Annotated in this window: 11 protein-coding genes and 1 pseudogene; 6 read left to right on the top strand and 6 right to left on the bottom strand. The window is 43.6% G+C overall.

The annotated features are described in order from the left end of the window. Positions 1-163 precede the first annotated feature (163 nt). Positions 164-624: pseudogene (locus AC6IZ0_RS10960) on the bottom strand (DUF4079 domain-containing protein). 112 nt (positions 625-736) lie between these two features. After that, positions 737-1,114, bottom strand: coding sequence for a DUF1830 domain-containing protein (locus AC6IZ0_RS10955; protein ID WP_271734028.1), 378 nt, complete (start codon positions 1,112-1,114; stop codon positions 737-739). Between the two features lie 487 nt (positions 1,115-1,601). On the opposite strand from AC6IZ0_RS10955, the gene AC6IZ0_RS10950 reads away from it, so the two are divergent. From AC6IZ0_RS10950 to AC6IZ0_RS10940, 3 genes are all read left to right on the top strand, one after another. Then, positions 1,602-3,176 (top strand): photosystem II high light acclimation radical SAM protein, encoded by a 1,575-nt coding sequence (locus AC6IZ0_RS10950; RefSeq protein ID WP_271734038.1) that lies wholly within the window; start codon positions 1,602-1,604, stop codon positions 3,174-3,176. 256 nt (positions 3,177-3,432) lie between these two features. Next, entirely contained in the window at positions 3,433-4,821 is a 1,389-nt protein-coding gene (locus AC6IZ0_RS10945) for a DICT sensory domain-containing protein (RefSeq protein WP_497722932.1), read from the top strand. Between the two features lie 36 nt (positions 4,822-4,857). Next, complete coding sequence (locus AC6IZ0_RS10940; protein WP_497722930.1) at positions 4,858-5,496, top strand: pentapeptide repeat-containing protein; 639 nt, start codon at positions 4,858-4,860, stop codon at positions 5,494-5,496. Positions 5,497-5,503: 7 nt separating this feature from the next. Here the strand turns inward: AC6IZ0_RS10940 and AC6IZ0_RS10935 are convergent, their stop codons facing one another. After that, positions 5,504-6,325 carry a CPBP family intramembrane glutamic endopeptidase gene (locus AC6IZ0_RS10935; RefSeq protein WP_497722928.1) on the bottom strand — a complete coding sequence of 274 codons (822 nt, stop codon included), beginning with the start codon at positions 6,323-6,325 and terminating at the stop codon, positions 5,504-5,506. A 32-nt stretch (positions 6,326-6,357) separates the two neighbouring features. After that, positions 6,358-6,636, bottom strand: coding sequence for an ATP-dependent Clp protease adapter ClpS (gene clpS / locus AC6IZ0_RS10930; protein ID WP_497722927.1), 279 nt, complete (start codon positions 6,634-6,636; stop codon positions 6,358-6,360). 270 nt (positions 6,637-6,906) lie between these two features. Between clpS and AC6IZ0_RS10925 the strand changes: the two genes are divergently transcribed. Then, positions 6,907-7,245, top strand: coding sequence for a hypothetical protein (locus tag AC6IZ0_RS10925; protein WP_271734024.1), 339 nt, complete (start codon positions 6,907-6,909; stop codon positions 7,243-7,245). A 42-nt stretch (positions 7,246-7,287) separates the two neighbouring features. Here the strand turns inward: AC6IZ0_RS10925 and AC6IZ0_RS10920 are convergent, their stop codons facing one another. Together AC6IZ0_RS10920 and AC6IZ0_RS10915 are read right to left on the bottom strand one after the other, a co-directional pair. Continuing rightward, entirely contained in the window at positions 7,288-8,460 is a 1,173-nt protein-coding gene (locus AC6IZ0_RS10920) for an LL-diaminopimelate aminotransferase (RefSeq protein ID WP_497722926.1), read from the bottom strand. 130 nt (positions 8,461-8,590) lie between these two features. After that, positions 8,591-8,788 (bottom strand): hypothetical protein, encoded by a 198-nt coding sequence (locus tag AC6IZ0_RS10915; RefSeq protein ID WP_271733716.1) that lies wholly within the window; start codon positions 8,786-8,788, stop codon positions 8,591-8,593. A gap of 706 nt (positions 8,789-9,494) precedes the next feature. Here AC6IZ0_RS10915 and AC6IZ0_RS10910 point away from each other — a divergent pair. After that, entirely contained in the window at positions 9,495-12,146 is a 2,652-nt protein-coding gene (locus AC6IZ0_RS10910) for a TIGR03960 family B12-binding radical SAM protein (protein ID WP_497722925.1), read from the top strand. A gap of 817 nt (positions 12,147-12,963) precedes the next feature. Continuing rightward, positions 12,964-15,165, top strand: a complete 2,202-nt coding sequence (gene rne, locus AC6IZ0_RS10905; protein WP_497722923.1) for a ribonuclease E — start codon at positions 12,964-12,966, stop codon at positions 15,163-15,165.

The following is a 15,165-nucleotide window of genomic DNA, read 5'->3' as shown; positions in this document are numbered from 1 at the left end:
ATACAAATCACAATACATCATCAATAACTGTAATTGCAAGCTACCATCAGTATTTTTAGCAATTGACTTGATGAAATTATTTTCTTAATTATGATGATTTATTGACAATCCACCAAACAAAACAATAAACCTTGAAAATATAATCATGCCTCTCTCACTGCCTCTAAGGTAGATACTTTTGTACTACAATCCAACCGGTCAAGGACACCCAAATAAAACCACCAAAGAGAATAATATTCACACCAATATGTAAAGGTCTAGCCCAAGAACGCCTAGTGTTAATTTGTGTGGCGCTCCAAGCAGACAGCAAAACTAATATTACTACTATTAACCCAGCCATCAAGTGTGATGAGTGTCCCAATGAGCCAAAGTGTCCTATAGTGCCAATAATGCCAATGGCTAGCAGTAGTAACACTAGACTAACCATAGTGATACCAATTGTATAATGCAGCGATCGCACTTCTCTACGTCCCCCAGGAACCAGCGGAACCTGGGGAAATGCGCCAAAGTTCTTTCCCGAAACATCCAAATACCCGTAACTGCTAGGAGCAGATACCCTACCAGCGATAACCCCATCGACCAAGCGGCTATTTTCCACAACCAAATAAAAGAAGGTAAATTCATGACATTGATTGTAAATGGAAATGGAGCCAGATGGGGACCCGGAGAGTCAATCAAAAAGGTTGCTGAATTTGGCAACCCCGAAATTGGATAAAATTGTTTTTTTAATCCAGACTCAGCCAGCAATTGTTAAAGGTTTTGTTGTATTTTCAAGTTGGTTATTAATTGACTGCACCGTTGGTTGTGTCTTCATGGTGTCCATATCTATTGAGTCTGTATGAAACTCATTACTAGTAGGCTCACTCATAGCCAAGCGATCGCACGCAATTGTATCAGATAAAATTGCACTGGCCATCATTCCCGTATGAATTTCCATTTGAGCTTCTAATGGAGCTTCAAACACAAGGCGCTGTCCTGGAAAAACAACTCTTTCAAAGTACCAATTAGAAATATTGCAGATGCGAGCCACCTGGATTTTGTTTGTAGCATTAACGTAGCAACAAAGGATATGCTCAGATTGCTCAGGTGGTAGAGGATCTAATATTTGAGGCATAACTGCGGAGGAGCTTTACGCTACAATTTTACATTACACTATTTAAACTAACATTGCCTGATCCCAAGATGCTGTAACTCCGACTACCAACCGAAATTTTCTACGCTATTTCTATCTAAATATATGTTCAAGTTATGAAACCTTAATCAACTATCATAACTTTAGTAAAAAAAATATACTCCCCCAGAGTGATTTTAAATTTTACTGGACTCGGATCACTGATTCTGACTCCCACAGGGCGGTTTGCTCCCTGAATAGCCAAACTCAATGTTATGGTAAAGATATATAACAATCTTGCTCATCAAATATATTCATGTATTTATGTCCTTTGACTCCGAGCAAATCCAACTATTCCCACAATTGTCCGCACTGTTCATCGCAGTAGCAATTGTCAACTACAAAGCCAACTAAAATAAACAAACAGTTTTCAACTGCATATCTGTCTATCGTTTTCATAAACAACTGCAAGGTGAAAGCCCAAAAACCCATGATGGAAAATCGCATCCTCTACGTTCGCCTTCCCTGTAACCCCATATTTCCCATTGGGGTAGTATATCTTTCAGATCACATTCACAAACTATTCCCCAACATTGAACAACGGATCTTTGATTTGGGAACAGTACCACCTTTAGATTACGCATCCAGCCTAGATACCTGTATCGATGAATTTAAACCCACACTCCTAGTATTTTCTTGGCGTGATATTCAAATTTATGCTCCAGTGGGTGGACGTGGGGGTAACCCACTACAAAACGCCTTTGAGTTTTATTATGCTCAGAATCCCCTGATCAAATTACGTGGAGCTTTAGGCGGTTTGCGAATCTTTATCGCTTACTATGTGGAGTTGTGGCGCAACCAAGGATTAATCAAACGTGGTTTAACACGCGCCCAAAAATATCACCCTGATGCTCGTGCTATTGTCGGCGGTGGTGCAGTCAGTGTATTTTATGAACAATTGGGTAAAACCTTACCCCCAGGGACAATTATTTCCGTAGGTGAAGGTGAAACACTCATCGCAAAACTTTTAAGCGGTAGAGAAATTCAAGATGAACGTTGCTATGTAGTGGGAGAAACTCAACCACGACCACGCCTAATTCATGAACAACCCACCCCCTTAGAAAAAACCGCCTGTAACTACGACTATATAGAAAGTATCTGGCCAGAATTTAACTATTACCTGCAAGAACAAGACTTTTATATTGGCGTACAAACCAAGCGCGGTTGTCCCCACAATTGTTGTTACTGCGTTTACACCGTCGTAGAAGGTAAACAAGTCCGCATCAACCCAGCAGCAGAAGTAGTTACCGAGATTCGCCAATTATATAATCGCGGTATTCGCAACTTCTGGTTTACTGATGCTCAATTTATCCCGGCACGTAAATTTATTGATGATGCTGTAGAACTATTACAGAAAATTGTCGATTCTGGTATGACAGATATCCACTGGGCAGCATACATCAGAGCCGACAACTTAACACCCCAGTTGTGTGACTTGATGGTCAAAACCGGGATGAACTACTTTGAAATTGGGATTACCAGTGGTTCTCAGGAACTAGTTCGCAAAATGCGTATGGGTTACAATTTACGCACCGTCTTACAAAACTGTCGCGACTTAAAAGCAGCTGGCTTTAACGAATTAGTTTCCGTCAACTATTCCTTTAACGTCATTGACGAACGTCCCGAAACCATCCGCCAAACCATCGCCTACCACCGGGAACTAGAACGAATTTTTGGCGCTGATAAAGTTGAACCAGCTATCTTTTTTATTGGACTCCAACCCCATACCCATTTAGAAGAATATGCCTTAAAAGAAGGTATCCTTAAACCAGGATATAACCCCATGAGCTTGATGCCATGGACAGCTAAAAAACTCCTCTGGAATCCTGAGCCCCTTGGTTCTTTCTTTGGGGAAGTCTGCTTACAAGCTTGGAAACAAAACCCTAATGACTTCGGGCGCGAAGTTATGAACATCCTAGAGGAAAAATTGGGTTGTGCCAATTTGGAAGAAGCACTTTCTGCACCTATAGACAAGAAAGAAAAACAGCCTCTAAGTGTATCATAGATATTTGACATCCTCTCGCCGCCGTAGTCACAATATCACAACGTCCCTAGGGGGGTTCTATAGAACCACTCTAATATGGTAACTTGTATTTAGATGATTTCCTCAGCGGGCAGGATGTCTACCCTACAAGAGTTTTAAGATTTATTATATATTACCCATCAAGCTGCAATCTGCTGTAAATTCATAGTTTAATTCAGCAACGCCCAATTCAAAATTCCGATCAAAATTCAGAATTACCTACCAATTATGACAGCCTATGTTAGAAGGTTCCATACTACAAAAGCTGGAAAAAGCACACCGCAATACTACTAGACCGCTTGCACTTGGGGTCTACTACAAAAATACGTTAGTTTCTCTGTGCCATGCTTTAGAAGACCACATCTTAAGTGAAGATAGTTCACCTTTAGTTATTACAGCCTTTCAACAAGGTAAATGGTATCTCCAAGAAGCCGAAAGATACGCAGATATGGCTCAGTGTAGCCAGCAAATTGTGATTATGGCGACACCGGATACAGGCTTTGTAGAACATCCCACTAGCCAACTTAGTAATGTGGATTTAGTGCCATTAAATCCACTTGACCCAGTAGCCCAGGAGTGGCACTTAATTATCCTGTCACCAGAATACACAGCGATGGTACTTTGTCAAGAGCTATCAGAGTCTGATTATGGTGTCGATGGTAGACCAGCCTCTGATATAGAGCGGAAATTCTACGGCTTATGGACATTTGAACCAGAATTAGTGCAAGAAACAGCCAACTTGGCGATCGCCCACATTCAAGAATACAATCCAGAACTAGCAGAAAAACTAATCAACCGTCAAAAAAATATACATTATAGTCCAGTTACGCCAAAACATTTAAGTGCAGTTGTCTCCCGCGTAGTAGATTATCTCGAGACAGGACAGAACCCACAACCACTTAGCACCGCTCCCAGTCAACAGGCCTTAGACCGTAACCTAGTTTCTAATGAAATCCAGGCATTTTTACGGATGGCGCAATTAATCGATATGGCAGATGTCCAAAATCCCATGGCCTGCGCCGAAGTCGTAGCACTTGCTGAAATCATGGGGCAGCTTTTAGAACTACCAGCATGGCAGATTAAACGATTGCGACTAGCAGGTTTTTTACACCGTATAGACCCACTACAAAAAGCGGAAAGCCTTCTCACTCCCGGTACATCTACCCGCTACCAAGAACAAGCGCCCCATTGTCCCTTAACTTGTCCCCTAGTACCAGGAGCCCAGGTATTGCGAACCATGTCCAGACTCCAGGCCATTGCCCAAATTATCACCCACCAAAGCGAATGGTGGAACGGTACAGGGGAACCAGCAAATTTAGCCGGAGATGAAATTCCCTTAGAATCGAGAATTTTAGCCCTAGTCTCCGATTTCCAGTGCCGCGTCAACAACATCAAATCATCCCCAAACACTCCCCAAGAAATATTTACCCAAGCCTTAGAGGCATGCAGACAACAACAATCAACCCGCTTTGACCCTAAACTTGTAGATGCTCTAGCTTTATTAGTTATGGGTTTACAGCAGGGTCTAGACTTACCCGTGATATCACTGAAAGTCAGCACCGGCCTATGGCTCCTTGACTCCCAATGGGATAAGTATCAACAAACCAGTACAGTACAACCTCACTGATAAAACCTCTGAGCTTCCTAATTACCAGTCATCCCCATGAATATTGAAGCCATTAAATCAGGAAAACTCAAACAACTTCCAGGAGCTAACTTAGAAGACGAGGAACTCTCCCAACTCGATTTGAGCCGGATCAATCTCGCAGGCGCTAACTTAGTCGGTACTAATTTCATCGGTTCCAAACTTGAAGGCGGACATTTCCAGGGAGCCAACTTGATGGGCGCAAACCTGCAAAAAACTGACCTGCGAGCGAACCTAATGGGAGCGAACTTAATGCAAGCCGACTTAACCAGTGCCGACTTGCGTGGTACTAATTTACGCGGAGCCAACTTAATGGGGGCCACACTGGCTGATGTCTCCCTGGCTGGTGCTTTCTTGAGTGGTGCTAATTTAATGAATGTCAACCTACAGGGTGTTGACTTACGCAGTGCTGACTTACGGGGTACAAACCTCACCGGCGCTAATCTCAAAGGTGCTGACTTAAGTCGTGCTGATTTGCAAGGAAGTTTATTAAGTGGAGCCGACTTAGAAGAAGCTGACCTACGTGGCGCAAATTTAGCCGGGGCGAACCTCACCGGCGCCAATCTCCTCTGTGCTGAGTTGGAAGGGGCAAATTTGACCGGGGTCAAGTTAGATCAGACTTGCTTACTGGGGACAGTCATCGCCACAGGTTGTTAAAAAAGTATTAAGCTAGGACTCGCCAACGCATCCACACCGCCAGTATTCCCATGAACACCACCCCCATCACTCCTTGTAGAGGATTATTATTTACACCCGTCACCCAATCAGGAACTTGACCAGTATATTCAATTAAATTGCCCACATTAATTATGTAATAGCCCCAAACTAAACCACCATGTAAACCAATCGCTAAACCCAATTTTCCCCCACGCCAGCGTTTAGCCCATACCTGCGTTAACCCCAGCAATACCAAAGCTGGAAATTGGGGTAATGTTTGAATAATTGCCTCCCACGGTTTAATAAAGTGCAATGCAGCAAAGGTGACAGCATTGACCCAAAGTGCCACACCTAAGCTATAGTCCCGTTCTAGTTCATCCAGTAACCAACCTCGAAATAATAACTCTTCCGCAAACCCCAAACCCAAAGAGGCAATTAAACCCTCTAGAATTATTCTCGGCCAGAAAACCTGCGGTTGTTGCCATACCAGCCAACCTAAAAAACCTTGTAGCCCAAACACTACCAGAATGCCAACTATACCAGTAGCTAAACCATTCAGCAAATCCACTGCATTAGTCCGGGTGATTTCCCCACCATATTGTCTGAATATCTGGGGTTGGTGATAGACATTTTTACCCCATAGCCGCAACAGCAAAATAAATTGAGCATATAACAGCACGATTGTCAATATACTTACTAAGTTAGGATCACTAACTAACAAGTAAATCGGGATGGCGAAGGGTCCCCATAGGACTAATAAGGCTGCAACAAAATAACCCAGCCTGATGGTAACAGGACTGTGGGCTAACCGAATTAGGTTGATTTTCATGGGATTTTGAGGAATAAGTGCAATATATTGTCTTATTCGTCCGGTTCAATGGTGCTACTTAAACCATGACTTTTTAATGTTTCGCAATAAAATTCCGCGTGTTCCTGAGCGCACGTAATGACTAAAGCCAAACCGTTAGTATGGGCTTCCATCATAATGCTTACTGCTTGGGGTTGGGTCAAGCTCGGTACTGTAGTTAATAGTGTCTGTACTACATACTCCATGGAGTTGTAGTCGTCATTATGGAGCAAAACCCGGTACCGAGGAAGCTTGCGGGATGTGGAACGCTTCTCAATGGTTTCTACAGACACGGCTGTTTGCTTTTAATTTCGATGATTGACAACAAAGTAGATGTTAAGTCAGTCGATAGCATTGACTTAATACTTATTTACTTATGCTATAACATCCCGATACAAACCTCAAAGATTAACCTCCCACCCTTTTTTTGAAGCTGAACGCTTTCCACTCTGCCCAGAAATTTCTGATAATCTGAAATTAAGGTATGTTCAATATCTTGGTTTGAGATAGCCCATTCTCGCTTTTACAATCAAATAAGCCGCCACTTCGTCAACTTAACGAATATGAGCCTAGAGTTTCAACCAGGACAAATTGTATCTTTAGACCATAGTGAAAAGAATCTACTTGCAGAAGTTATCCAAGTCGTGGTTGCTCGTCAGCTGTGCTGGTTACGTCCCCTGCTGTTAGCTAACTGTGCACCAGAACCACCAATTATTACTGATCTGCGAGATGGTTCACATTTGCTTTGTCCTCTTAATTTGGTGCGACCAGCCCTAGATACGGAGGTCATTACCTTTTTGAGCCAGATTTTAGCTAAAGAACCCAAAAGCCAACTAGACTCAGGTGCTCAACAGCAATATTATCAATTTATTCAGCAGATATACCGAGGAATTGAGGACTAGGGGAAGGAATTTACCGTCCTCATGCCTATTCGCCGCCCGAAATTAAGCGTAACGAATACCAGCATCTCTCATGCGTTGAATGGCTTCATACATCCGTTCATCGGGAATGGTCAGGGCTATTCTGAAAAAGCCCTCGCCGATGACACCATAACCATTTCCTGGAGCTACCATAATGCCACATCTGTCAAGCAATAAAGATACAAATTCTTGGGAAGAATATCCTAGAGGTACAGGTACCCAGATATAAAGTGTAGCTTCAGGAGGTTCAATCGGCCAGCCTAAAGACTGTAATCCTTGCACAATAATGTCACGACGCTTTTGGTAACCTGACATTAACGCCCAGAGTTCTGCATCACTAGTGCAGAAGGCTGCGATCGCGGCTCTTTGAATTGCCTTAAATACTCCAGAATCAACATTACTTTTTACCTGTCTCAGTCCTTGAATACCAGTGGCATTCCCAACCACAAAACCAATACGCCAGCCCATCATATTATAGGATTTAGACAGACTGTGAAATTCAATGGCGACATCTTTCGCACCCGGAACTTGCAGGACACTCGGCGGTTTATAGCCATCGTAAGCCATTTCTGAGTAAGCATGGTCATGACATAGCAAAATATTATACTGCCTGCAAAAATCAACCAATTCTCCCAAAAATTCCAGGCTGGCTATGGCTCCTGTGGGATTATTGGGATAATTAATCCACAATAATTTGGCCTTACGGGCAATTTCTTCAGGAATTATATTTAGGTCAGGTAAAAAATTGTTTTCTACCTTCAACGGCATACTATATGGTTCACCACCAGCAAAAACTGAGGCAGTCTTATACACAGGATAACCAGGATCCGGTATCAGGGCATAGTCTCCCGCCTCTACAAAAGCTAAGAAGGTGTTATGTATTGCTTCTTTGGAACCAATCGAAGAGATAATTTCTGTATGTGGATTTAACCCTGTCACCCCAAACCTTCGTTCCATCCAATTAACCGCCGCCTCCCTAAATTCTTGTGTTCCCTGATAGGGGGGGTAGTTGTGGGTGGAGGGGTCATCAATTGCTTGATGCATGGTCTGAAGAATCTGAGTAGGAGTTGGTTTATCTGGGTCGCCCAGTGCCAGATTAATGATATCAACTCCCTGAAGCCCAAGTTGTTCCCGTTTGCTGTTAAGTTCAGCAAACAAATAAGGAGGAATTTTTTCTAAACGTTTAGCGGGCTGCATGGTGGTTTATGACTAATGCAAGTTATGGATGCTCATTAGCACAGTTTACGCCACACAGGTGAAATAAATACTAAATTTCCGCGAAAAACACTAGCCATGACCCGGGATTTCCCTTGTCAGCAAGCAGTACTTAACCCCAACTGGGTACTAACTTCACCCTACCCGCATCCATTTCTGCCATTAATAACTCTAGAGCTTCATAATCTACATCAGAAATGTAACCCATTTGAGTTAGTTCTGAATTGATTTCATTTTCGATTTCGGGGGTTAATTTTTGAATATCAAGGGCTTTTTCAACCAGTTGACGGATAATGTATTTAGTTCTCATCAGTAATATACCAAGACTATATGTGATAATTCCTGTCCAAGATACTGTTAGGTATACAATGTGATTGAATTTTTCATGCTGGTGTGAACTATATCATTAGAGGATGGAATAAATAATCTGTCTTTAACCTTGGTATGCAACCCTGTCCAGCATGACAATAAATCAAGTCTTTGCATCTAAACCTGAGAGTGAGTTAATTAGTTTGAGTTACTAACCCCGTAAGCTTTGTCAGAAAAGTTACGCTGATTTTATCTCCTCTATGGCGGTCTATGTAGATTGTTTTGCAGATGGATGGGAAAAAAAGTATACAGATACACATTTTATCCTGTATTTACGACAATTTTATCAAACATCTTAAGTTTGATAAAAATTCGGCAAAGTTACCGGAATAGGTGGGAAAACATCAGAAGCAAAAGTTGGCGCTGTACAGTTAAAGTATCAATTAGTCCCCCTACGCTTGCCCGACCCTCACCCACACCGGGATAGATAAGTTAGTAAACGGTGTTGAATATGTAACAGTATAAATGTACCAAATAAATCTACCAACAACTGCAATTTATAATTGTAGATTGTGATTCAGCAACGGAAAAAGGTGTATTTTTACAAAAATCTGGCCATGAGGATTGAATAACTGTACCGCACAGGCTACATTAATGCTAAATTATAGTAGATTAGCTGTAATTAAGGTAGCTAAGAAGATAGCATAGTGGTTGTTGCAGTTGAGAAATTAATCACAGCGGATATATTAAAGCCAGCGCGTTACTTGGGTAATGAGCGATTGGCAGTACATAAACCCTGGCATAAGGCCACAATACGCTGGGCTTTAACCTACCCAGAGGTGTATGAAGTCGGCTCGTCTAACTTAGGGCATATTATTCTATATAATATCCTCAATGCCCAGCCCCAACAATTATGCGATCGCTCTTATTTACCAGGATCTGACCTGGCAGCAAAACTGAGGGCAACCAATACACCCTTGTTTGCCGTAGAATCAAAGCGACGCTTAGAAGAATTTGACATTTTAGGTTTTAGTCTCAGTTATGAACTGGGAGCAACTAATATCCTGGAAATGTTAGACCTAGCGGGAATCCCCCTCACATGGCAAGAAAGAGCCGAGGGTAACTACCCGTTAATTTTTGCCGGGGACAGCACGGCCACATCAAACCCCGAACCATACGCCGACTTCTTCGAGTTTTTCGCCCTCGGCGATGGGGAAGAATTACTACCAGAAATTGGGTTAGTGTTGGCAGAAGGGAAACAAAGCAAACTAAGTCGGGAAAATCTACTCCTAGACTTGGCTCAGATACCAGGGGTCTATGTCCCTCAATTTTACGATATGGCAACGGATGGCTCAGTACATCCTCGCCGAAAGGATGTGCCAAAACGAATTATCCGCAGGGTAGCAACCCCAATCCCAGCATATTCCATTGGTTTAGTTCCTTACATGGAAACCGTCCATGACCGTCTCACACTGGAAATTCGGCGAGGATGTACACGTGGTTGTCGCTTTTGTCAACCAGGAATGCTGACTCGTCCAGCCAGGGATGTGGAACCAGAACAGGTAGTAGCAACCATTGAAAAAGGAATGCGGGCTACTGGATACAATGAGTTTTCCTTGCTATCCCTGAGTTGTTCCGATTATTTGTCCTTACCAGCAGTAGGGATGGAAATCAAAAACCGGTTAAAAACGGAGAATATTTCCCTGACACTGCCTAGTCAACGGGTAGATAGATTTGATGAAAATATTGCCAAGATTCTGGGTGGAACCAGGCAAGGTGGACTAACTTTTGCGCCAGAAGCCGGCACACAAAGAATGCGGGATATTGTAAATAAGGGTTTAACTAATGAAGAATTATTAAGAGGCGTAAAGACAGCTTGGGAACAAGGTTGGGATAAAATTAAGTTATATTTCATGATTGGGTTGCCGGGGGAAACAGATGCCGATGTGGTAGGCATTGCGGAAACAGTCAGTTGGCTACAACGAGAATGTCGCGGTAGAGGCAGAAAACCACTAAACTTTAACCTGACAATTTCTAACTTTACACCCAAGCCCCATACGCCTTTTCAATGGCACTCAGTTTCTACTACAGAGTTCAAACGGAAACAAAACTTGCTCAGACAAGAATTCCGTCGCATTAGGGGTGTTAAGGTGAATTTCACCGATGTCCGAATTTCGGCAATGGAAGACTTTGTGGGCAGAGGCGATCGCACACTAGGGAAAGTAGTCCGTCGCGCCTGGGAATTAGGAGCCGGTATGGATTCCTGGTATGAAAATTTAGATGCAGCCTTTGGTGCTTGGGAAACAGCCATAGCCGAAGCTGGTTTAGATTGGAAATATAGGCGGGTAGAAAAGGGCGAGTGGAATCTGTTTGATAGCCAGGAAGACAAAGTTGAGGGGAGAAGGGGAAGGGGCGTAAATTCGGTTTTCACTCCCCCACTACCTTCGCCAGACTCCCTAAATATGCCCTTACCTTGGGATCATATAGACACAGGCATCGATAAAAAATGGCTGCAGGAAGACTTAAAACGGGCTTTAGCAGCGGCAGTAGTCCCGGATTGTTCTTTTGCAGCTTGCTCACACTGCGGTGTCTGCGGCACAGACTTCGGACATAACATTGTGATTTCACCGCCACCAATACCAGAATTTCCCGGCAATTTTGTTCCCAATACAAATAAAACCCAAAGACTACGCGTCTGGTTTGGTAAGCAAGAGTCCATGGCTTTAGTGAGCCACCTGGATTTAATACGCCTGTTTGATCGGGTCATCCGCAGATCAGGTATACCCATTGCCTTTACCGGTGGATTTCATCCGGGTCCCCGGATTGCGATCGCCAGCGCTTTAGCTCTTGGGGCCACCAGCAGTGGAGAAATTGTAGATTTTGAGTTAACCCAGCCAGTGGAAGTTGAGAATTTCCGACAGCAACTAGTTCAGGAACTGCCCGGGGACATCCCCATATATAAAGTTGCTAGTATAGACTTGAAAGCCACCGCAGCTAACCAAGTCATTGAGGCTGCGGCTTATGTAATTAAGCTAGCAACCTCCAGATCAGTAACAGCAACACAATGGCAAGAATGGATTGATGCCATCAAAGCCAAAAATGATCTATGGTGGGAGAAAACTAGCAAATCAGGGAAGAAGGAATTAGTAAATCTGCGCTCCCGCTTGTTTGAACTGGAATTAGTAGAAACTGAAACCAGTACAGCAGAGTCTACAGCTGTTATGCATTATCTAGGAAGTTGTCGCCATGATGGTGTGGTCTTGCGTCCCGAACAAATACTGTCTATGCTGGAAATAGTATCGCTCGAAGAATTTCAATTGCTGCACATCCACCGCAACCAGCTAGTTTTAGGTGTATAATCCCTAATAAGCAATGGTTTATTTAGAGCCTCCCTCAAGGACTTAAAACCTAGGGCATAGCTGCGCTGATGGCGGAGCGTGACCCTAGCCAAGTCTGACATAGGACATAATGGCAATTAATTCCCTCGGTTGCGTTAGAATCAGAGCAAGAGAATTTTCACTGCGTGGCCATTCAATGGACTAGTTCACTCCCCTAGTAAGCAGGGAGGAAAAGCTATCTATAGCTATGCCAGGCAAAGCTATGGGAGCGTGTACTTAGCTAAAACTTGCGTTCAGGCTTCTGTGTAAGCATATAAGATTGTGACTTCTAGAATTGTATCCAAAGACTTGGTAATGAAGACAGCTTGCCGCTCTTCCTAGGACATAAGCGAATGGCTACGCCACACAAGCTATCAGCCGAATGCTGCTGGAGCTGCTGTAGAAGTAGTTGTGAGACTTGTCTTGTAGAAGCCACTATCCCTAGAGCTAACTTGTGAACTAGTAACTTAAAAAATGGGCTGCCGTGGCCAACTCTTCCTCTATATTTTCTAAACAAGTGCTAAATGCCTAATCTCTAGCTACCAGTGGTATAGCATCAAAAATCACCCATAGAGGGTTGCCCTGATTTTTCAATGTTAACTTTGGTTAAATAATATGCAGCCGTTGGAAAATAATCACCGCGTGTAAACGCAACTCTTTAGTCCGATGCTCCCTTTAATTTTGAGCAAAGAAGTCACAATTTTGATGATCAGCAGCGCCTTTTGGAGCTGGCAGGGGCGAAAGGCACGCGTGTTCCTCTAAGCTTCTCGTTGGCGCTGCCAATTTTTGAGGAAATTGAATGCCAAAGCAAATTATCATAGCAGAACAGCATCAAATTGCTGCTGTCTTTTCTGAAGATCAAATACAAGAACTCGTAGTCGCCACTGGTCATCACCAAATTGGTGATATCTACTTAGGTGTAGTAGAAAATGTTTTACCAGGAATAGATGCGGCTTTTGTCAATATCGGAGATCCAGAGCGTAACGGATTTATTCATGTGACCGACTTGGGTCCATTGAAGCTAAAGCGTACGGCAGCAGCAATTACAGAACTATTAGCACCACAACAAAAAGTTTTGGTACAAGTGATGAAGGAGCCAACAGGGACGAAAGGTCCCAGGCTCACAGGTAACATCACATCACCGGGACGCTATGTAGTTCTCATGCCCTACGGTCGGGGGGTAAACTTATCTCGACGCATTAAAAGTGAAAGTGAGCGCAACCGCTTGCGTGCGCTAGCAATTTTGATTAAACCGGCGGGAATGGGTTTACTGGTGCGTACAGAAGCAGAAGGCAAACCAGAAGAGGCTATTATTGAGGATTTGGAACTGTTGCAAAAGCAATGGGAAGCCATTCAGCAAGAAGCACATTCTACCCGCGCCCCGGCGCTACTGAATCGGGATGATGACTTTATCCAGCGGGTACTCAGAGATATGTACGGTGCCGATGTGAATCGGATTGTGGTGGATTCCAGCACCGGATTGAAAAGAGTAAAACAGTATTTGCAGAATTGGAGTGGAGGTCAAACACCCCAGGGCGTATTGTTCGACCATCACCGCGATCGCTCGCCAATTTTAGAATATTTCCGCATTAGTGCCGCAATTAGAGAAGCCCTCAAACCGAGAGTAGACTTACCCTCTGGCGGCTATATTATCATTGAACCAACAGAAGCATTAACAGTAGTAGATGTTAACTCTGGTTCCTTCACGAGATCCGCAACGGCGAGGGAAACAGTGTTGTGGACCAACTGTGAAGCTGCTACGGAAATCGCTCGTCAGTTACGGCTGCGAAATATTGCCGGGGTAATTGTGGTTGACTTCATTGATATGGAATCGCGGCGCGACCAATTACAAGTTTTAGAACACTTTAATAAAGCACTCAAGGCAGACAAAGCTCGTCCTCAGATTGCCCAACTCACGGAGTTAGGACTAGTAGAACTGACCCGTAAACGCCAAGGTCAAAATATTTATGAATTATTTGGTCATACTTGCCCCACTTGTGGCGGGTTGGGGCATACTGTGCGTTTGCCAGGAGATACAGAAACCCGACTGCCAACCACTGCTGAAATACCAGAGCGTTCGGATTTCGGATCCACTCAGTCTAAGGTCTCTTTTCCTAATAACGATAGCGTGGGGAGAGTTCAAACACCAAGGATACAGGCAGTAAAGGCGCGAGGTTATGAGTCTTTTGACGAGGGGTTTGGGGATATTATTGATACCCCCATTAATCATCCTAGCTATCAAGAACCACGGGACGTAAAGCGTCGTGTTCGTAAGAGCAGCCATGGTAGATTTGGTCTTAATGGAGTTAATACTAAGGATGATATACGTAGCCTAGACTCTCTGTCGAGTCGAGGTGGAGACATCAGTGGGGTGATTCCTGGTGAGGTAGGTTTTGACAATGATTTAGATATAGACTTAGACATTGATACCCAAAGGTCTACTCCAGAAATTCCCTCTCCCTCCTTAACTAAATCCGGTTGGCAAGAGAGAACTGGGCGGGCTACCAGGGAGAAGCTCGATCCAATTAAACCAGTGGTAGAACCACCGGAATTTAAAACTGTGGAAATGAGTCCCCAAGAACAAGATGTGTTCGCTTTGATGGGGGTTTCTCCTTTATTGAAGTTGGATGAGGAATCTCAGGGTAAAAGTCCCAAGTCAGTAATTATTAATATTATTGCACCAGGACAATTAGACACTAATGTCACAAAAAATCACAATTTGATTTTTGAGTCACAGGATGAACCCAATAATCAGTTGTCGCTACCAGAAGATAAAACCCCTAATGTCCTGGATAGGGAGTATGGTTTTGAACCCCAAGAAGAAACCATAATCATAGAGAGCGTAGTTGAAACTCCAGAAGCTACTACTCATAGCTTTCCTATGGATTTGGAAGTGACACCTGCCGTTACGCCGGTCGACAAAATCTCTACTGGTAACCGTCGCCGCCGCCGTCGTTCTTCTGCCCTAGAGTCTAACTCTTCTACGGGTGAGGACAATTAA

The organism is Anabaenopsis sp. NIES-4685 (assembly GCF_059725405.1).
Note: the sequence above shows the minus strand (reverse complement) of the source record. Positions and strands in the feature narration are given on the sequence as shown.

Excerpts from the sequence above, each read along its gene's own strand:
- AC6IZ0_RS10955 (WP_271734028.1), bottom strand. The coding sequence starts at position 1,114 with ATGCCTCAAATATTAGATCCTCTACCACCTGAGCAATCTGAGCATATC.
- AC6IZ0_RS10950 (WP_271734038.1), top strand. The coding sequence starts at position 1,602 with ATGATGGAAAATCGCATCCTCTACGTTCGCCTTCCCTGTAACCCCATA.
- AC6IZ0_RS10945 (WP_497722932.1), top strand. The coding sequence starts at position 3,433 with ATGTTAGAAGGTTCCATACTACAAAAGCTGGAAAAAGCACACCGCAAT.
- AC6IZ0_RS10940 (WP_497722930.1), top strand. The coding sequence starts at position 4,858 with ATGAATATTGAAGCCATTAAATCAGGAAAACTCAAACAACTTCCAGGA.
- AC6IZ0_RS10935 (WP_497722928.1), bottom strand. The coding sequence starts at position 6,325 with ATGAAAATCAACCTAATTCGGTTAGCCCACAGTCCTGTTACCATCAGG.
- AC6IZ0_RS10925 (WP_271734024.1), top strand. The coding sequence starts at position 6,907 with ATGAGCCTAGAGTTTCAACCAGGACAAATTGTATCTTTAGACCATAGT.
- AC6IZ0_RS10920 (WP_497722926.1), bottom strand. The coding sequence starts at position 8,460 with ATGCAGCCCGCTAAACGTTTAGAAAAAATTCCTCCTTATTTGTTTGCT.
- AC6IZ0_RS10915 (WP_271733716.1), bottom strand. The coding sequence starts at position 8,788 with ATGAGAACTAAATACATTATCCGTCAACTGGTTGAAAAAGCCCTTGAT.
- rne (WP_497722923.1), top strand. The coding sequence starts at position 12,964 with ATGCCAAAGCAAATTATCATAGCAGAACAGCATCAAATTGCTGCTGTC.